The sequence below is a fragment of the Pseudomonas sp. GW821-FHT04D07 genome (assembly GCF_059420225.1).
The window spans coordinates 36932-55170 of the sequence record NZ_JBWKTH010000019.1 but is presented as its reverse complement, the minus strand read 5'-3'; the positions used below and the strand labels follow the sequence as shown (position 1 = coordinate 55170).

Sequence of the window (18239 nt, the reverse complement as noted above, 5' to 3'; positions counted from 1 at the left end):
ATCCCTTCTAGAAACGGTAAGTCAGGTCGACGGTCAGCTGCACGTCGCGTTCGCGGTCACCGTCATAGGGCCGACTGATCCAACTCAGGTTGGCCCCGGCCTCCAGTACATCGTTCCAGCTCACCCGCTGGCCGTAGCCCAGCAGCGCGACCGCGCCCGTCGAATGATCGCGCTGACTGTAGGCCCCGGCGCCGACCTGGAATTGCTGGCTCCACTGGGTTTCGTAGCGGCGATAGAGAACGTGGTTGACGTTCACCGTCGGCAGCACGCTGAAGTCGGTCTTGGGGTTGAAGTACGGCACGTCTTCGCTCTTGCTGTTGTGGCTGGTGCCGACCTCCAGGCCCAGGTCCACCTGCACATGGGCCGTGCTGTAGATGCCTTCGCGGCCGGTGAGCAGGGTTTCGGTGCGATTGTTGCCGTCGCTGAAATGCGAGGGCGTGACCGCCAGCTTCCATTCGCGACTTTCGTCGGCACGCCAACGCAGGAACGCACTCGCCGAGTTGGCGCTGATATCGCTGTTCAAGGCGCGCAACGGTGTCGCCGCCGACAGCCGTTCGAGGCTGCCGCCGTATCGCCAGTGATCATCGATATCGAAGGCCGCCGCCAGGCGCGCGCCGAGCTTGTCGCCATGGCCGTAGGACTGGTTGGAGACCTCGGCTTCGAGGCTCATGTCACGGGAACGATTTTCCACCCCGAGGCGCTGCCAACGGCGCTGGGCGTCGCCTTCGGTAAAGCGACCAAAGGCGTAGCCGGCCCCGGTGAACAGCCGCCAGTCGTCGTTGATCGGCGGGCTGTAGAGCGTGCTTTCAATCCCGTAGTCGCGACTGCCGGTGACCGCACCGGCACCACGAGCGCCACCACCGAAACTCTTGCCGGTATAGGCCTCGACCCGCAGTTCGGCCATGTCATGGACTTCCCGCAGACGCTCCAGGCGCTGGACCTGCAGGCTCTCGGCAAAACGGGCGGCGACGTCATCGGTGAGCACATCGAGCTGGCGCCATTCCTGCAACGCCAGGGCGGTGTTGGCCTGGGCCACTTCCAGCCCCAGGTTGCGCGGTGCCTCGCTTTCGGTTTCCTTGTTCAAGGCCTCGGCACGCCGTGGCCATGCGCGGGCCAGGTACATATCGGCCTGGGCCACCCGTAAGCCCACATCGCCCGGCGCCTGGGCGACCAGCGCGTCCAGACCTTGCTCGCTGGCGGCCAGATCACCGTTGTGCTGTCCCATCTGGATCGCCAGTTGCTGGGCGTCCAGCCAGGCATCGTTGGGAACGCCACCCGGCAGGCCCTTGAGCTGCAATCGCGGCGGTACGGTGATCGCCAGGGCGTCTGCCAACGAGCGGGCTTCTTCCGGCTGGTCGCTTTCGATCAAGGCATAGACCAGTGCCGAGGTGTCACCCGCCTGGTCGACAGGATCCGCGCTGGGCGCCGAGAGGATCTGCCGATACAGCGCGACGGCCTTCTCCGGCTCGCGCACCGCAAGGTAGGCCGAGGCAATCCAGCGCTGGGCATAGGGCGGAATCGTCACCCCTTCATCGATCAGTTTTTGCGCCTCGGTCAACACCTCGGCATTACGCGAACGGGCCTTGAGCGCACCCAGGCGGTCGATGCGCCAATGCACCACATCGTCATGGGCCTGCGGGTCCGCGGACCAGGCCGCGAGCAAGCGGTCGTAGTCGGCCAGGGCACGATCGGCGACGACAAAACGTTCCTGTTCGGTGCGGGTCGGCAACTCGGCCAGGCGGACCCGCTCGGCCGCCAGCTCGCCTTCGAGGCGCCGGGTCGCGGCCGCGTCGATCAGCCCGGGATGCCGCTGGGCCAGGCGCAAGGCCGGTTCCGGCAAACGTGCGCGCTCCAGGGCGAACAGGTATTCGCGTATCACCTCGGGTTTGTCCGAAGCCCGGACAAAGGCCTGGTCGTACTCGAACAAGGCCTCACTGTTAGCGCCCGAACGGGTCAACGCATACCCCAGGGCCATGCGCCGGGAAGGGTCATCGGGCTGCCGGGCAACCTGCTCGCGCGCCCGACGCACCGCGTCCTGGGGATCACCGTCATCGGCCTCGGTAATCGCCAGGCCCAGTTGCAGGTCAGCATTCTGCGGTTCACGCGCCAAGGCCTGGCGATACAGGCGCTCGGCCTCATCCCAGCGTTTCAGGTTGCGATAGGCACGGGCAACGGCGGTCAGCGCCTGGGTCGGCAAGGTCCGCTGGGCACCCTGGGTTTCATAGACGCTGACTACCTCGGCATCCAGCCCGGCCCAACTGGCGATCTGCAAGTGATCGCTGATCTGGCCGACGGATTGTTGCGGAGCAGGCAACTGGCGCAAGAACACCAGCGCTGGCGTGTAACTGCCATCACGGGCCTGCCAGATAAGCTGGTCGTAGGATGCATCGGCCCAGGCGTTGAGGGGCCAGAGCAATTGGCTGTACAAAGCCACCCCCAGCAACGGGTGCAATCTGCCGCCCAGGCAGAGCAGAGCATTACGCGGCATATCGTCCTTTCCCCAGTGACAGCCGGAGCTCAATGCCCCTGCCTGATCCAGAAACACAGGGCGGAGCCTAGCGACAGCGGTCGAACACGCCGCCCGCCTGTCGTTCTCGAAGGGTAGACCAAAAAACAAAAACCAAGATTTATTCAGCCGGCGCCAACGAAAAAGACGGGGCACCGCGGGTTCAGTCCTCCCAGAGTGGCAGGCAAACCCTGAACGTCGTGCCCCCGCCCTCGACACTGTCGCAGTGAATGCGTCCGTCGTGCCGGTCGATCACCGCCTTGACCATCGACAGGCCCAGGCCCAACCCCTCGGTATTATCAGCGCCAGCAAAGCGTTTGTACGGTTCGAAGAGTTGCGGTAACGCCTCAGGGCTGATGCCTCGGCCCTGATCGCCGATGCGGCAGGTCAGTTCGTGCTCCGTCACCGTTACGTCGAGGCTGACACAGGTGCCGGATGGGCTGTATTTGATGGCGTTTTCCAGCAAGTTGAACAACGCCCGGGTCAGCAACGAGGCATCGGCCCGGACCAGGCCTTCATCGACCTCATCGAGCCGGTGGCGCAGTTCGATGCCCTTGAGCTGGGCCAAGGGCGCCACCTGGTCGAAAGCATCCAGCACCAGCATGGCAAACAGCACCGGATGGAACTGGTAAGCCTCCGACTCGGCCTTGGCCAGGTGCACGAACGCCTCGGTCAGGCCCAGGGCCCGGCGCACCTGCTGTTCGATCTGGCGATGGACCGGCGCATCGTCTTGCTGCGCGCGCTGCACTTCCAGCAACGCCAGGATCGCCGAGTGCGGCGCGCGCAAGTCATGGGACAGAAAGCGCAACAAGGTCGCCCGTTGCTGCTCGGCCTCGCGCACAAGGCTCAGGTCCGCCAGGCTGAACAGCCAGCCGACGGCAACTTCATCTGCCGCCGAGCGCAGCGGCGCCAGGTCCAGGTGCAGGGTGCGCTGGCGGCTATCGCGAAATTCCTGGCTCAGCAGTTCGGCCAATGCGGGCCGCGCCGGCCGGTCAATGCCGGGAAAACCGAGCTCCGCCAGGCAATCGAGCCAGTCCTCGCCCAACAGCGCGGATCCCAGCAACTCACGCGCGCTGCGGTTGGCGAGCAACACCTGGCCCTGGATGTCGGTGATCAGCGTAGCGACGGGCAGGCATTCCAGGCCATCGGCCATAAACCGCCGGGTATCGCGGGTGCGCCCGAGGGCCTGCTCCAGCGCGGCGATGCGGCCTTGCAGGACATCGCCCTTGGGCAACATGGGGCGGTGTCGTTCGGGCAGTACCCGAGGCTCGTCGTTCAGACGGGCCAATTCCCAGCCGAAGTAGGCCAGCACCGCACTCAGGCGCCGCCAGTTCCAGATCAGGTAGGCCAACAGCAATCCGCTCAGGCTGGCGGCCGGCGACCACCAATGGCCGAGTCGCAACAGCCCCCAGGCGGCCAGCAGTACCGCGGTCATGCAGCCGAGTGTCAGCCACAACGCATAACGCGCGCGCAGCAACAGCCCGCCCAGCAGCAAAGCCACCGTCAACACCGATAGCAGCAGGCCCGACAGCGGCGCCAGCTCGACAATGTTGCGCTGCTGCAACAGGCCATTGAGCAGGTTCGCCTGGATCTCCACCCCGGCGGTGGTGCCGGCCTGCTCGGAAAGCGGGGTGACATAGCGATCCCCCAGGCCCGGCGCGGTGGCCCCCACCAGGATCAACCGATCACGCAGCAGCGCCGCCGGCACTTCACCGCGCAGTACGCTGATATAAGGCACGCTGGGGAAACCGCCAGCCGCCGCGATGAAGGGCACCAGGATTGCGTTCTGTCGCTGCCATCCCTGAAGCTCGGAGCCGTCCCCGGCACCGGGCATCGGCTGCCGTTCGGCCGCTGGCAGGGCCATCTGGTAGGCGAGCCAGGCCAACTGTTCACGGGGTTGCCGGGCCGGACCTTCGCGCAGATACACCCCACGCACCACGCCATCGTTATCGGCTTCGACGTTGATATGGCCGACCGCCCTGGCACAGCGTCGCAGCGGCTCGATCGGCTCGATTTCCCCCAGCGCCGTGGCAAATCGCGGCACGCCTTCGCGCAGCAGCGGCAAGACGACATTCCCAGCCCGACACAGCGCCTGGGCCAAGTGCTCGTCGCCGCTGCCGGCCGCCTCCGGCTCGCTGAAAACCACATCGAACAGCACACCCCGGGGCTGCGCCGCGCTCAAGCGTTCGAGCAGCTCGGCATGCACACTGCGCGGCCAGGGCCAGCGCCCCAGGGCCTCAAGACTGCGATCGTCGATGCTGACCAGGAGGATCCGTGGATCGACCGGCAAGGGACTCAGGCGACTCAACCGGTCATAGAGAAAATGGCTGAACGCCAGGTTCTGGCTCAGGGAGAGCACAGCCGTCAGCGGCAGCAACAACACAGCCACCCACAACCATTCGCGCAACAAGCCACGAAACAGCCGTTGCGCCTGCGTCGACTCGCGTCCCCCATGCCGCCGCCAGAACCTCATGAATGCCGGGTACCGCCGCTATTGCTCATGAACCGTCCTGGGCCAGTAGTAGATATCGTAGACCCCAGTCTGGCCTTCAAGTCCCTGTTCGTCGAATGCCGACAGCCGCACATGGTAGAACGCCGCCTGCAAACCGCTGAAACGGATATCCGGGGTACTGGAAAAACGCTCCTGCCTGATATTGAGGAACGCCGCATCGGTGGCGACCTGCGCACGGTAGCGCCGGGCGCCGTCCAGGGGCTGGAGCAAGAGTTGCCAGACCGGCTTATCACCCCGCTGGCCGTCCTGCCCGAGCAGGCGCGGGGCCGCGAGCAGATCGACCGGTTTGAGTTCGCCCTGGCCCTGGATCTTCAGGCCTTGCCGGGCGTTGACCTTGACCGCCGGCACGGCCACAACGGGCAGCGTGCCGCGCGCCGGGTTGCCTGACGCCAGCGGCACTTGCGCGCGGCTCACCGCGACCTGGCCGTCGAGCACTTCGACCAGCGCCTGACCGTCTTCGCTGCGGGTGCGAAAATGCGTCCCACGAACCCCGAGCACCCCGACCGAAGTGCGAATCTGGAAGCGATCATGCTCGCTGATGCGTTTGATCACGTAGGACTCGACCTGACCTTGTTCGAGCTGTAGTTGCGGAATCGACTGCGTCTCGTCCAGTTCCAGGCGCACCTGCGAGTTGGACGGCAGCACGATCCGCGAACCATCGCCCAGCCTAAGGCTGACAAAGGCGTCGCCCGAGGTTCTCAGCCCTTCGTGCTCCTCCAGGCTCATCCCCTCTTCCAGGGCCAACTGCTTGCCCTGGGCATCCAGCTTCCAGGCCTCGCCCGCCAGGTGCAGCACCAGCGCCGGAAAAGGTTGCGGGCGACACTGGTGCTCGCGATCAAGGTAAGGCGCACGCAGGGCCGGTGGCGCCGCCAGGGCAGTGTGAGCGAACAGGCAGAAGGCAGCGCCGAGCAGCAGGCGCAGGCCCGGACGAGGCAGGAGAACAGGAAAATGCGGATGCGAAAGTAAGCGTTCGCTCATGGGCTTGGCCGCTCAGACTCCGTAAGGAGCAGGATCGAAGTAAAGGAAGACGGCACACAACCATCCGGGCCCATCATGCCACAGCGCCACCAGTGAGCCTGGCCACACTGTGTTGCTTCGTATGAATGCACACCAGGGTGTGACGGAAAAATGGCCAAGGGCGGACATCCTGACCGTCCCTTGGCGGCGGTCCGTGTGGATCCGAACCGCCACCCGTCCATGGGTCGACTTGCTCCAAAGTGCCCCGTTATTGCTGGAGCTACTCTATGGGTAAAACCCCGCTGCTCGGCGAATCTGTCAGATTTGTTCAGAATTGCCCCGCCCGTTCAGAACACCCAGCGCGGCGGTTCCCGTGGGGCGCTGACCTCGCGGGTGGTCCACAGCGTCGGCGCGGAAAATCGCCCTATCCCGCGGTCCTCGGGAACCACCGGCAAGCGTTCGACGACCAGCGAGGGACGGGCAGCCCCGTAATGGAACAGCCCGATGACAAAACCGAAACCGAAGCACAGGCTCAACCCGGACAACAACCCGAGCACCGCCCAGGACGGCAAACTGCTGAAACGAAGGGGACTGCCCATGGATCCTTCTCCTTGACCGTGCAAATCGTTACCCTGCACCTGCCCCCACAGGGGTCATGGCGCGCCAGGTAAAAGCCATTTGACATCAGCCTAGCCAGCCGCCGCCTGCCCTTGAGGAATTCGTCAGAATTGTTCAGATTTGACGGCCGACTTACAGACTTTCATGTAGGAAATAGTCTGTAGAGTCACCTTTTGAACGACAGAACCGCCGCTAAACGAGGAGAGAGGCCCAGACATGCGTGTCGCCATACTCGACGACGAGCCCGCCGAACTGCGCCGGGTTGAACAGACCCTGGGGCAGATGGCCGGTGTCGGGGACGCCCCCTGGACCCTGCACGGTTTCGAGCGCGGTGAAGACCTGTTGCGCCAGTTGCGCCGGGAAACCTTCGACCTGTTGATTCTCGACTGGCAGGTGCCGGACCTCAGCGGCCTGGCGCTGTTGCGCTGGACCCGCGAGCACATGGAGGTACCGCCGCCGGCCATCATGCTCACCAGCCGCGATGCCGAGAGCGATATCGTCCTGGCCCTGGGCAGTGGCGCCGACGATTACGTGAGCAAACCGTTCCGCGCCAACGAACTCAAGGCGCGGGTCAACGCGGTACTGCGCCGGCACGCCGGACAGCGCGGCAGCGCCAGCGAAATCGCCACCTTCAACGATTTGAGTTTCGACGATGCCGAACTGACCGTGACCCGCTCAGGTCGCCCGCTCAACCTGACCGAGCGGGAGTATCGCCTGGCGCGCTGCCTGTTCAGTAACCTCGGACGGCCGCTGTCGCGCGAGTATCTCTATGAGCGCTTCTGGCCCCATGAAGAAATGCTCTCCTCGCGGCCCCTCGATACCCATATCTATCGCCTGCGCAACAAGCTGGGCCTGACCGCCGAACACGGTTGGCAACTGCTGACGATCTACGGCTATGGGTATCGACTGGAAAGCGTCACCTCTGGCTGAACGTCGGGTTCAAGGCTGTTCGCCGCCGCCCGCACCACCGAACTTGGTCAGCAGCAAAGTGATGAAGTCTTCCACCGGCATTTTCTGCCCGTTGAAGTCCACCTGACCGTTGGTGTAGTGCAGCGTCGAGACGATATCGCTGCCCTGCACCGTCGCCATCTCCGTGGACAAGGCCATGGTGCCGGCCATTTCACTGGCCATCGAGGCTTGGCGGGTGACGGCCGCTGGGTCGGTCTGGCCCTGGATCTGCGCTTGCAGGCCGGCCAGATCGGCGATCATCGGCTTGGACAACAACACCTTGGCATCAAGTTGCGAGACCAGTTGCTTGCCCAGCTCCACCGGTGGCAGTTCGGTGGAAGACGGGTTGGTCAGGTCCACCACCAGGCTGGCACGGCTCTCGCCATTGGCCGTCTTGAGCGAGAAGTTTTCCAGGGCGATCTGCGGCTTGCCGACCAACAATTGCTTGATATCCGCTTCGGCCTGGGTCTGCTGGGCCGGGGTCAGTTCCGGGACCGCCGCCTCAGGGTCTTCAGCCCCTGCCGCCTGGGCCTTTTGCAGCGCCTCCAACTGGACCTGGTAGAGCTTGATCAGCGATTGCATCGCCGGGAAATCCAGGTTCTTCGCCGTCCAGCTCATCTGGGCACTGCCCACCGGCTTGTCGTTGTAGTCGATGGAAGCGATGTTATAGGCCAGACGTCCGGCGAGCACATTGCCCGCCGCCTCCGTCGAGTCTTTCTGCTCGAACCCTTTGATCGTGACCACCGCCGGCTTGACCCCGAAGCCCACCTTGGTCTCGCTCAGTTCTATGACATTCTGCCCCAGGTAGAAACCCAGGTCGCTCTTGGTCAGGTCGCTGGCCAGGGTCAGGCCGTTCAGTTCGACCTGCACCGGGCCCTGCTCCGGGGACACGGCGGAGACCTTGAGATTGTCCATATAGCCGTTGAGTTTGATCTTGGCGGCCTGATCGCTGGCGGTGACCGCCAGGTTCAGCCCGGAGAATTTCAGGCTGGTGGTCGCGTCCGGCGCGAAGTCCAGCGGCACCAGCTCGACATTGCCGTCCACCGAACGGTTGTAGCCCAGGGCAACCTGGCCCTTGAGCGGCGCGGCGCCTTTGGCGGCGTCAAACCACTTGGCGGTGTCGTCGTTCTTTTCCAGCTCGTAGTTGCTGCTGATCATCACCGGTGCCAGCTTCAACGCCTTGAGACGCGACCATGGCAACGGCCCGTGCTCGATATGGTCGACGAACAGCAGCTCGATGTCCTTCTTCTGCGCGCCGGCCTGCGGGTTCTGAAACTTGACGCGGTAGTGCGCGGTGCTGGTGAACAGCTGGCGATCAAGCGAGACCAGCTCGATATTCGCGCTGCCGCCGGTGCTGGCCAGGGCGGTCTTCAACTGTTGGTTGGCGTCCTGGATCGAGGTGTTCAGCACCCCTTCCAGTTGATTGCCGGTGTACCAGGCGCCGACGGTGCTCACCGCACCGACCACCACGACAAAACCTAAAAGCAAGCCTGCTGATTTATTCATGAATTGACCCGATCGATGTCCGTTGTGTGGAGAAATGCTGGTCTTCCTGACCCCTGACCGGAGCCGGCTCGACAATGCCCGAAAGGACGCAGAGTAGCATTTGCCGGAGCCACCCCCAAGGCTTTGCCCGCGGAGCCACTGGCCACTACCTCGTCCTATGGACAATAGCGAAATGACTGACAGCGCAGCACGGGAATCGTGCGCTCGGCAGTGCCCCTCGGCGACCTCCGCGCCTGGGTGGCGAATCGGCAGCCGACGGGCAGGAACAGGGTTTACTCAGGAGTACTGGACTTCCATCTCATCCAGTTGATGGTCGAAGGTCTTCAAGCGCGCGGTCCAGGTGTATACCAGCACCTCGAAGTCGCGGTTGATCACCACGCCGTCCGGCGAGTCGTTGCGTGGGTCGCAGACGTCCAGTTGATGGCGCTCACGGGCCATGGCCGTGGCCACATCGGACAATTCGCGGGCGTTGGTCAGCCAGTGGCGCTCGTCATGGGCCACTTCACGGTCGAGTTTCAGGCATTGGATCTTGAGCAGTTCCAGGCTTTTTTCCAGCGGCGTCCCGGTGAGTTCGCCCATGACCTCCTGGAAGGTCCGACCGGGTTGCCAGTAGCTGCCCCAGAAATACCGGTCAAAGACGGTTTCGACCCGACGCAGGGCGACTTTGGTGTCCCAGACCAGCACCAGGGTCTTGCTCTGGGACAGCTGGCGTTTCTTCACCTGCTGCGTCTGGTAGCTGGCCCAGGCCACCACGGCGATGGACATCACCGCGATCAACGCCGTGGCGCTGTCGAGAAAGACCAACGCCTTGTCGATCTGGTGCGCCAGCATGACGCCATAGAAGTAGGTCGCCGAAAGCAGGACCAGCGCCACCACCGCACACCAGAAACCAGGAGCATAAGGGTTTTTCATTATTAGAATCCCCATCGGGCCACGCTGACCGCGATGGTTAGGATTCACCCAGCGCTCCCCACCAGCGGCGACCAGCCGATAGTTCAAAGCATAGCAACGGACTCAGGGTTTCGCGTGCTCGGCAGGTGGCGTTCGTCCACTTTCCCAACCGCCACCGAGGGCCAGGAACAACTCGATCTGGCTCATTGCGACCTGAGTGTTGGCTGACGCCAGCTGCGCGCGGACGTCGGTGTAGGCGCGGGTCGCCTGCAGGTCGGCGAGGAACGACGCGCGACCGGCGGTAAAGAAGCGATGCGTCTGGTCCGCCGCCTGTTTGGCCGACTGCTCGGCATCGGCCAGGGCATCGCGGCGGTCGAGTTGCGCGGTGTACTGGGCCAGGCTGGTCTGGGTTTCGCGGATGGCGTTGAGCACCACGCCGTCGAAATGCGCCAGGGCCCCCTGGGTACCGGCCTCGGCTTCGCGGATACGGGCGCGGGCGCCGTTGGTCGGCACGGTCCAGCTGATCGCCGGACCGAAGCCCCAGCGATTGGTCGATGGCTCGCCCAGGTCCTGCAGAATACCGACCGTGCCCACCGTGGCACCAATACTGATGTTCGGATACAGCTCGCCGGTGGCCACGCCGATACTGGCCGTTGCCGCGGCCAGCCGACGTTCGGCCTGGCGAATATCCGGACGGCGCTTGAGCAGCTCGGCACCGTCGCCCACCGGCAACAACTGGGCGATATGGGGCAGCGCGGCGCAATCGGCGACACCGGCCGGCAGTTGCTCCAGGGGTTTGGCCAGCAACATCGACAGGCGGTACAGGCCGGCCTGGCGCGCGGCCTGGTAGCGCGGCAGTTCGGCGCGCAGGGATTTGAATTGGGTCTGGGAGCGGGTGACCTGGGTTTCGTCACCGCGCCCGGCATCGCGAAGACGCTTGGTCAGCTCAGTGCTCTGGGATTGCAGTTCGAGGGACTGCTCGGCAATCTTGCGTTCTTCGTTGGCCGCACAGACCTGGGTGTAGGAGCGCACCACATCCGCCACCAGGGTGATGCGGGCCACGTCACCCGCCGCCTGGGTCGCATCGGCATTGGCTTTCGCCGCCTCGATGCCACGCTGCAGGGTGCCCCACAGGTCGAACTGATAGGACGCGGAAAGCGCGATCTCACCGATGTTGGCCACCGGGACCTTTTCCGGCAGCAGGAACGCTTGGCCGGACTCCTGCAAACGCTGGGCACCGGCTTTCACCCCGGCACTGAAACCGCCAGCCGCCTCGGCCTCTTCCACCTGGGCCCGGGCCCGCGACAGGCTTGCCGCCGCCACCCGCAAGTCGGTGTTGGAGGCCAGCGCCTGACGGACCAGCGCATCCAGGCGCGGGTCCTGGTACAAGCGCCACCAATCGGTCGGCACCGGCGCCGACACCACGTTGTCGCCTTCGCCGGCGAGCGTCCCTTGCAGGTCCTTGCGCTGCATCGCCGAATCAGCCGGCAGATGATAATCCGGACCGACCATCGAGCAGGCCGACAGCATCAGGCCCAGCCCCAGGGTCGCGACTTGCGCCAGCGCTTTCATTGCGCGGCCTCTTTCTTCGGCGCGACCTTGGCGTCATCGATGATCGACACCGTGGCCGTGCGTCCGGCGATCATGCGAAAGTCCGCCGGCACGTCGTCGAAGGCAATCCGCACCGGAATCCGCTGGGCCAGGCGCACCCAGCTGAACGCCGGGTTGACGTTGGGCAACAGGTTCGAGCCGCTGCTGCGGTCGCGGTCCTCGATCCCGGCGACGATGCTTTCGACATGCCCACGCAAGCGCGCGTTGTCGCCGATCACCCGGATATCCACGCCCTGGCCGACATGAATACCGTCGAGCTTGGTTTCCTCGAAGTAGCCGTCGATATGGAAGGAACTGCTGTCCACCACCGCCAACACTGGCCGCCCGGCGGTGACGAACTCCCGCTCACGGGGGGCGCGATCGTTGACATAGCCGTCCACCGGGCTGCGGATCACCGAGCGGTCGAGGTTCAATTGCGCGGCGTCCACCGCCACCTGGGCTTCGGTCAGGGCCAGTTCGGCACGGGCGACCCGCGACTGGCTTTCTTCCAGTTGCTCGCCGGCCACCAGGTTCCCCAGGCCACGGTTACGCTTGTTCTCGCGTTGAGCCTGGGCCAGGGTTTCCTGACGGTCGGCCACGGCGGCCTTGGCTTGGCGCAGCGCCAGCTTGAAGCGGTCCTGGTCGATGCTGAACAGCACCTGACCACGGCTCACCGGTTGGTTGTCGCGCACCTGCACCTGCTGGATCAGCCCGGACACGTCCGGGGCGATCTGCACGATATCGGCGCGGATATGCCCGTCCCGGGTCCAGGGCGCGAACATGTAGTACATCACCATGCGCCAGACCACCAGGCAGGCGAAGATCACCACCAGCAAAGTCAGGACTACACGGCCAATGGTCAAAAGAGGTTTTTTCATGTCATCAGGTATCGACTGAACGAATCCACAACGCCCAGCAACAAAGCGTAGAGACCGACGTTGAACAAGGCCCGGTGCCAGACCAGGCGGTAGAAGTGGAGGCGCGTCAACAGCCCGTGCACCACCAGGTACAGCGCATACGTAATGCCCATCAGCACCAGCAGCGTGGGCAGGAACACCCCGCTGATATCCAGGTCACCGATCATAAGGGCACCCCATTGATCCCATATGGAATACTCTCCGACTGATCGCCGCTATCGACGAACTCGACGCCAGGCAACAACGCCAGGCGCAGGCCACTCAAGGCGTGCAACAGATGCAGGCGGGTTTCGCCATCGTCCAGCCCCTGGGAACTCAGGCCCCGGCGCGTGCGGTCCAGAGTCATCAGCAAGGGCGCCGGTGCCGGCAGGCGCTCGCGGGCCTTGAGACAGGCACGAAAATACTCGCCGACCTCCTCCACCACCTGCTTGAGCAACACATTCGCCACGCCCAGTACACGAGGGGTGTAGGCCAGCAGGTCGAGCAGGTTGAGCGCGACCCGCAACTCACGCAGCGCCGCACCGGTGTCCTGGCCGGTCATGGCCAGCCGTGGCAGGTGCTGCATCAGCCGGTCGAGCATCTGTGCGCCCAGGTGCCGGTGCTCGGCCAGGGTCGCCGGCTCGGTCAGCCCGACGATGTCATGCCAACTGAAACGGGTCAGTCGCTTGGCCGCCAGCTCAGCCCCGAAGGGCCGGGCCACCAAGGTCCAGACAAAAGCGAACAGCAGGCCCACGGGACCGGCCAGGTTGGCGTTGGCGAAGTTCAGGAAGTCCGCGTCATAGGCGCCCTGGATGCTGATAAAGGACGAGGTGTTGACGATGGTCAACAAGGTTCCGAGGTAGAAACGCGGCTGCACGGTGAGGGTGCCGACGCAGATAAAGGGCACGGCGAAGGCCAGCACCAGCATCGGGAAATCGTGCAGGTTGGGCAGCACCACGAACAGGTAGAGGCTGGCGAAAATCACCGACATCGCGGTCCAGAAAAAGAATCGGTAGATCTGCGGCGCCGGATCGTCCATCGCCGCGAAAAAGCTGCAGGCGACCGCCGCGAGGATCACCGCGCTGGCACCATCGGTCCAGCCGAGCAGGATCCACAATACCGAGGCGACAATGATCGCCAGCACCGTCGAGCCCACCGAATACAGCATCAGGCCGCGATCGAGGAACGGCGTCAGGCGGCCCAGGCGCCAATGGCGGTAGACCGCATGCCAGCTGTCCTGGCTTTCGCAGCGGATGGCGTATTGCAGGCTGCGCAGGTCCTGCCACAGATCGATCCACTCGCCGAGGCGGTAGAGCGCGTTGGAGAACAGCAACTGGCGCCGGTCATCCAGCTCGACCGGGCCGGGTTGCAGGCTCTCGACCTGGGTCCGCAGGGCTTGCCAGCGTTCGAGCGGTGCGTCTTGCGTGGTGCTTTCCAGCCATTCGCGGGTGGCCACGAGCAAGGGCTCGAAACGCGCCACCAGCTCCGGCGTGCGGCGCGCCATCGCATACAGGGCGTCGTCCAGGGCATCGACCACCGGCAGCAGGTGAATCATCCGCCCGCGCAACTCCTTGGTGTTGCGCACCGTCTGTGGCCGCGCACCTTCGTGGGGTAGCTGGCCGATCATCAATTCAAGGCTGTTGAAGGTCGCCACCATCGCCGAGCGCAAAGTGCTGACTTCATCGGCCTGCACATCACGGGAAAGGAAGCGCAGGCTGTAGGTCGAAGCATCGGCGAACCACTTGCCCGCCGCGTCGATAAACACCGGGGCCAGACGCCGGGGCCAGAACATGCTGCCGACTACCGCCGCCACGACGATCCCGAGAAAGATTTCCTCGGTCCGCGACACCGCCACATCGAACACGCCGAGGGGGTTGTCGACCACCGGCAGGGCGATCATCGGCATGGTGTAGCCGGCGAGCATCAGCGCGTAGCTGTTGGCGGTGCGCAGGTGCAGCGAGAGAAACAGCAGGATGCCGGTCCAGAGCGCGACCGCCACCACCAGCAGAAAGGGGGTCTGCACGAACAGCGGGACGAACAGCACCGCCGCCGAGGCGCCGAGAAAGGTGCCGACCGCGCGGTACAGGGCCTTGGAACTGGTGGGGCCGACGAAGGGGCTGGAGACGATGTAGACGGTGGCCATGGCCCAGTACGGGCGCGGCAACTCCATCAGCATGGCGATATACAGCGCGATCATCGATGCGGCGAAGGTGCGCACGCCGTAGAACCAGTCACGGGCAGGTGGCATGCCGGTCCAGAAACCGTTCACGGGTTCGCCACTCCCAGGCTCTGCCCGGCCGCTTCGAAAGCGCGGATCACTCGCAGCGCGGCCTCCAGATCAGCCGGCGCGATGCCGTCGAGTACTTCGCCGCGCAGGCGAATCAACTGGCTTTCGATGTCATGCATCAGGCGCTCGCCGGCCTCGGTCAGGCTCAGGCATTTGGCGCGGCGGTCACTTGGGTCTTCGCTGCGCAGCACATAGCCGGCATTGCACAACTGGTCGAGCAGGCGCACCAGCGACGGGCTCTCTATACCCGCTTCGTGGGCCACCGTCACCTGGCGCACGCCCGGCCCCATGCGGCCGACCAACAGCAACGGCATGGCGCAGGCTTCGGAGACCCCATAATTGACCAGCGTGGTCTGGCACACCCGGCGCCAATGGCGCGAGGCGACGACGAGGCCGGCACTGATGTGCTTGTGCAGCTGTTCGAGGTGCTTGGACACAGGGAGATTCGCATTGTTAGTTTGCTAACTATCAATATCTCGCATCAGTTGGGGCTCGTCAAGTTTTGAAGCAATTACTTCATTCGGCCGGCTGAACTCAAGCCTGGTTCACGGGTGATGAGCTGCTCGTGGAGGTAAGCCCAGTTGATGGCACGATCCATCATCTCCGGGGGTAAGCTGGCCAAAAAAGCTTTGGCGCGTCCCAGGATATCGAGGCTCAGCAAGTCTTCCAGCTCGGGAGTACGCTCTACCGTAGCGCAATAGTGCAGAGAGCCCAGGCCGTTAAAATCAACTCGCCACCGAGCATTACGCACGCTAGGGCCCGTTAAATAGTGTTTCGGGTCGAAGAGCGGAATAACACTGACTAACGCGATTAAAGCCCAGATTTTTTTACTCTTCCCCAGATTTTTTTACATTTAGGGCATTTTCCACATTTTTTTACACCCCTCTCCCCTTCCTCAACAACACATCCAACTGATCCACCACTTCCGCCCAGTCGGCATCGTCGAGAATCTCGTCACGCAGAAAGTCCGCCTGGCTCTTGCTCCAGAAAAACGCGTCGGCCAGGTGCAACTCCGGCTTGAGCGGCGAATGAGTGGCGATAAAACGATCAATGCTGACGGGGTCGTCGGGCAGGCCCAATTGCTTGAACAGGGACGGCAGGCTGTGGTCAGGTGATTCCATTGGGCTCTCCGGTATAAGGAAAATGGCGGTGCGGGTCAGACAGTTTCGCGAGCAACCGCGTTCCCGCCGTGAAGCACCGCGTGAGTAGCAAACAGGCAGTGCACGGGCCTCAGTGGCAGACCTCGCACACCTCGGCATGGGGCACCAGTTTCAGGTACTGGTCCATCTGCATATGCACCAGGTTGTGGTGATTGCCGGCTTCCAGGTAGATGTCCTGCTGACGGGTCAGCAACGGGTCGACCACCATCCTCAAGCCGTAGGACTCGCCCAGCGCCGGCACGGCACCGCGTTCGCAATCCTGGAACAGATAGGCCAGGGTGCTTTCCCGGGTGATCTGCCAGGTACTGGCGCCACGGACCTTGCTCAGGTCCAGGTGCTGGCTGGCGGGCAGGACCGCCATCAGGTAGTGGCCGTGCTGGTCGTCGAGGACCACCGACTTGGCCATGCGCTCGGCCGGGATCCCCGCCAGGCGGGCAGTTTCCAGGCTGCTGGACGAATGCGGATGAGCGACGATGTCGAATTCGCAACGCGCCTGCTCCAGGCTGCGCTGCACGGTTTTTGCCATACGCATGATGCACCTCCGAGCCCTGTCGAATGCCCCAGGGCGATGGGTTTGCTGTATTCCCTGGGTAAGAGTCTAGGCAGTTCACCGGGGGACGTCGGGTTAACCTCAGTAACCGTTCTCGCTATCACGGGGCCTCGATAGTCGAGTCGGATCTAAAAGCTTCGCGGGCAAGCCCCGCTCCTACATAACAGCGCCATACCCGAATGGTGTGTACGCCTCAAACCTGTAGGAGCTGGCTTGCCGGCGATGAGGCCCGTCAGTCTTGCATCGCCTGGTCGACCACCATCGCCAGCAAGCCGGCTGCCACAAGGACCCTGTTGGCCGGAGTTGCAAGGTCGGGATCGAGGCAGCATCGACGGGTCCAGGAGAGCTGTGAGCCCGTGTTTATCCGGCGGGGCGCCGCCACTCGACTAAGCTTTTAGGTGGGGATGACGAAACTCGCGGAGAATTCAAGTGAGCAGTCGTTGCTGGTGGGCCTGGTTGTTGTTCGGGTGGCTGATCGTCTGGCCCGTGGGGCCCCAACTTGCCGAAGGCGCCGACTCCGTCGTGACCCTGCTCGTGCTGCCCATCGGCGACTCCGGTTCCGGGCTGATCCTGCTGGGCATCGCCCTGATCGTCGCCGAAGCCCTGGTGCCCAGCTACGGTGCGATCGGCGCCAGCGGTCTGGTCGCGGTGGTGGTCGGTATGCTGGTCCTGTTCAACCCACAACTGTTTGACGATAACACCGCCCAGCCGTTGAAAATCAGTCTGATGCTCATCGGCATACTCTTGCTCATCGGCGTGATCGGCGCCGCACTCAAGGCCCATCGACGTCAGGTGGTCAGCGGCGATGCCGGGCTGGAAGGCAGCCTGACGCCCATCACCACCCTGAAAGCCGGTGATGCCTACGCCGGTTGGGTGCGCTTGCAAGGCGAAAACTGGCAGGTCCTGAGCCCCACACCGCTGCATCCCGGCCAACAGGTACGGGTTATTGCGCGCAAGGGCCTGCTGTTGGAAGTGCAAGCCGTTGACGACCCACCTAGGCGAGGAGATTGATTATGGTCCTGCAATTGGGTTCCGGCGCGCTGCTCGCGTTCCTGCTGCTGATGCTGGCGGCCTCGACCTTTCGTATCCTGCGTGAATACGAACGCGGTGTGGTGTTCCAGCTCGGACGCTTCTGGCAGGTCAAGGGACCCGGGCTGATCATATTGATTCCGCTGGTGCAGCAGATGGTCCGGGTGGACCTGCGTACCGTGGTCCACGATGTGCCGCCGCAAGATGTGATCACCCGCGACAACGTCTCGGTGAAGGTCAATGCGGTGCTGTATTTCCGCGTGCTCGATCCGCAGAAGGCGATTATCCAGGTAGAAAACTTTCTCGCCGCCACCAGCCAGCTGGCCCAAACGACGCTGCGCGCGGTACTCGGCAAGCACGAACTGGATGAGCTGCTGGCCGAGCGGGAAAAACTCAATTCCGATGTCCAGCAGGTGCTGGATGCCCAGACCGATGCCTGGGGGATCAAGGTCGCCAACGTCGAGATCAAGCACGTCGACCTCAACGAGTCGATGATCCGCGCCATCGCCAAGCAGGCCGAGGCCGAACGGGAACGGCGGGCCAAGGTGATTCACGCCGAAGGGGAATTGCAGGCTTCCGAGAAGCTGATGCAGGCCGCCGAAATGCTCGGGCGTCAGCCAGGGGCCATGCAGCTGCGTTATATGCAGACGCTGTCGTCGATTGCCGGGGACAAGAGTTCGACCATCGTGTTTCCGCTGCCCATCGAGTTGTTGAAGGGCATGGCCGATCTGTCACCGAAAGATAAAACCTGATGCCGTTCTCTGTGGGCGCTGGCTTGCCGGCTCCCAG

16 protein-coding genes and 1 pseudogene are annotated in these 18239 nt (G+C 63.8%); 3 read left to right on the top strand and 14 right to left on the bottom strand.

From position 1 onward, the window contains the following. Nucleotides 1-7: 7 nt before the first annotated feature. The 4 genes from pgaA to AC07T0_RS20925 form a co-directional block, all read right to left on the bottom strand. Nucleotides 8-2488: a poly-beta-1,6 N-acetyl-D-glucosamine export porin PgaA gene (gene pgaA / locus AC07T0_RS20940; RefSeq protein ID WP_495003012.1), complete on the bottom strand. Its 2481-nt coding sequence runs from the start codon at nt 2486-2488 to the stop codon at nt 8-10. A 181-nt stretch (nt 2489-2669) separates the two neighbouring features. Next, on the bottom strand, nt 2670-4979 hold the full coding sequence (locus AC07T0_RS20935; RefSeq protein ID WP_495003011.1) for a CHASE2 domain-containing protein: 2310 nt from the start codon (nt 4977-4979) through the stop codon (nt 2670-2672). A gap of 18 nt (nt 4980-4997) precedes the next feature. Continuing rightward, nucleotides 4998-5996, bottom strand: a complete 999-nt coding sequence (locus AC07T0_RS20930) for a FecR family protein (protein WP_495003010.1) — start codon at nt 5994-5996, stop codon at nt 4998-5000. Between the two features lie 326 nt (nt 5997-6322). Continuing rightward, a complete protein-coding gene (locus tag AC07T0_RS20925) occupies nt 6323-6574 on the bottom strand; it encodes a hypothetical protein (RefSeq protein ID WP_495003009.1) in 252 nt (83 codons plus the stop codon). 235 nt (nt 6575-6809) lie between these two features. Here AC07T0_RS20925 and AC07T0_RS20920 point away from each other — a divergent pair, with 235 nt between their 5' ends. Then, nucleotides 6810-7523 (top strand): response regulator transcription factor, encoded by a 714-nt coding sequence (locus AC07T0_RS20920; protein WP_495003008.1) that lies wholly within the window; start codon nt 6810-6812, stop codon nt 7521-7523. A gap of 9 nt (nt 7524-7532) precedes the next feature. On the opposite strand, the gene AC07T0_RS20915 is transcribed toward AC07T0_RS20920, so the two are convergent. The 10 genes and pseudogenes from AC07T0_RS20915 to AC07T0_RS20870 form a co-directional block, all read right to left on the bottom strand. Beyond that, nucleotides 7533-9047 (bottom strand): YdgA family protein, encoded by a 1515-nt coding sequence (locus AC07T0_RS20915; RefSeq protein WP_495003007.1) that lies wholly within the window; start codon nt 9045-9047, stop codon nt 7533-7535. A 276-nt stretch (nt 9048-9323) separates the two neighbouring features. After that, nucleotides 9324-9959, bottom strand: coding sequence for an NADH:ubiquinone oxidoreductase subunit N (locus tag AC07T0_RS20910; RefSeq protein ID WP_495003006.1), 636 nt, complete (start codon nt 9957-9959; stop codon nt 9324-9326). Nucleotides 9960-10061: 102 nt separating this feature from the next. Then, nucleotides 10062-11510, bottom strand: a complete 1449-nt coding sequence (locus AC07T0_RS20905) for an efflux transporter outer membrane subunit (protein WP_495003005.1) — start codon at nt 11508-11510, stop codon at nt 10062-10064. After that, on the bottom strand, nt 11507-12406 hold the full coding sequence (locus AC07T0_RS20900) for an efflux RND transporter periplasmic adaptor subunit (RefSeq protein WP_495003004.1): 900 nt from the start codon (nt 12404-12406) through the stop codon (nt 11507-11509). Before AC07T0_RS20900 ends, AC07T0_RS20905 begins: the two co-directional genes overlap by 4 nt. Continuing rightward, on the bottom strand, nt 12403-12612 hold the full coding sequence (locus AC07T0_RS20895) for a DUF1656 domain-containing protein (RefSeq protein WP_040071952.1): 210 nt from the start codon (nt 12610-12612) through the stop codon (nt 12403-12405). Before AC07T0_RS20895 ends, AC07T0_RS20900 begins: the two co-directional genes overlap by 4 nt. Beyond that, nucleotides 12609-14693 (bottom strand): FUSC family protein, encoded by a 2085-nt coding sequence (locus AC07T0_RS20890; RefSeq protein ID WP_495003003.1) that lies wholly within the window; start codon nt 14691-14693, stop codon nt 12609-12611. Before AC07T0_RS20890 ends, AC07T0_RS20895 begins: the two co-directional genes overlap by 4 nt. Further along, the gene (locus tag AC07T0_RS20885; RefSeq protein WP_495003002.1) at nt 14690-15148 is read right to left on the bottom strand and encodes a MarR family winged helix-turn-helix transcriptional regulator; all 459 of its coding nucleotides are present in this window, start codon (nt 15146-15148) and stop codon (nt 14690-14692) included. Before AC07T0_RS20885 ends, AC07T0_RS20890 begins: the two co-directional genes overlap by 4 nt. A gap of 125 nt (nt 15149-15273) precedes the next feature. Further along, a pseudogene (locus tag AC07T0_RS20880) lies at nt 15274-15498 on the bottom strand (Fic family protein); the annotation flags it as partial. Nucleotides 15499-15586: 88 nt separating this feature from the next. Further along, nucleotides 15587-15832, bottom strand: coding sequence for a DUF2789 domain-containing protein (locus AC07T0_RS20875; RefSeq protein ID WP_177091233.1), 246 nt, complete (start codon nt 15830-15832; stop codon nt 15587-15589). A gap of 109 nt (nt 15833-15941) precedes the next feature. Beyond that, nucleotides 15942-16403, bottom strand: coding sequence for an aminoacyl-tRNA deacylase (locus AC07T0_RS20870; protein ID WP_495003001.1), 462 nt, complete (start codon nt 16401-16403; stop codon nt 15942-15944). Nucleotides 16404-16850: 447 nt separating this feature from the next. On the opposite strand from AC07T0_RS20870, the gene AC07T0_RS20865 reads away from it, so the two are divergent. Both AC07T0_RS20865 and AC07T0_RS20860 read left to right on the top strand, forming a co-directional pair. Continuing rightward, complete coding sequence (locus AC07T0_RS20865) at nt 16851-17432, top strand: NfeD family protein (RefSeq protein WP_495003000.1); 582 nt, start codon at nt 16851-16853, stop codon at nt 17430-17432. A 2-nt stretch (nt 17433-17434) separates the two neighbouring features. Continuing rightward, nucleotides 17435-18202 (top strand): slipin family protein, encoded by a 768-nt coding sequence (locus AC07T0_RS20860; RefSeq protein WP_495002999.1) that lies wholly within the window; start codon nt 17435-17437, stop codon nt 18200-18202. Nucleotides 18203-18239: the final 37 nt, after the last annotated feature.

Coding starts and splice junctions, on each gene's coding strand:
- pgaA (WP_495003012.1), bottom strand. CDS start 2,488: ATGCCGCGTAATGCTCTGCTCTGCCTGGGCGGCAGATTGCACCCGTTG.
- AC07T0_RS20935 (WP_495003011.1), bottom strand. CDS start 4,979: ATGAGGTTCTGGCGGCGGCATGGGGGACGCGAGTCGACGCAGGCGCAA.
- AC07T0_RS20930 (WP_495003010.1), bottom strand. CDS start 5,996: ATGAGCGAACGCTTACTTTCGCATCCGCATTTTCCTGTTCTCCTGCCT.
- AC07T0_RS20925 (WP_495003009.1), bottom strand. CDS start 6,574: ATGGGCAGTCCCCTTCGTTTCAGCAGTTTGCCGTCCTGGGCGGTGCTC.
- AC07T0_RS20920 (WP_495003008.1), top strand. CDS start 6,810: ATGCGTGTCGCCATACTCGACGACGAGCCCGCCGAACTGCGCCGGGTT.
- AC07T0_RS20915 (WP_495003007.1), bottom strand. CDS start 9,047: ATGAATAAATCAGCAGGCTTGCTTTTAGGTTTTGTCGTGGTGGTCGGT.
- AC07T0_RS20910 (WP_495003006.1), bottom strand. CDS start 9,959: ATGAAAAACCCTTATGCTCCTGGTTTCTGGTGTGCGGTGGTGGCGCTG.
- AC07T0_RS20905 (WP_495003005.1), bottom strand. CDS start 11,510: ATGAAAGCGCTGGCGCAAGTCGCGACCCTGGGGCTGGGCCTGATGCTG.
- AC07T0_RS20900 (WP_495003004.1), bottom strand. CDS start 12,406: ATGAAAAAACCTCTTTTGACCATTGGCCGTGTAGTCCTGACTTTGCTG.
- AC07T0_RS20895 (WP_040071952.1), bottom strand. CDS start 12,612: ATGATCGGTGACCTGGATATCAGCGGGGTGTTCCTGCCCACGCTGCTG.
- AC07T0_RS20875 (WP_177091233.1), bottom strand. CDS start 15,832: ATGGAATCACCTGACCACAGCCTGCCGTCCCTGTTCAAGCAATTGGGC.
- AC07T0_RS20870 (WP_495003001.1), bottom strand. CDS start 16,403: ATGCGTATGGCAAAAACCGTGCAGCGCAGCCTGGAGCAGGCGCGTTGC.
- AC07T0_RS20860 (WP_495002999.1), top strand. CDS start 17,435: ATGGTCCTGCAATTGGGTTCCGGCGCGCTGCTCGCGTTCCTGCTGCTG.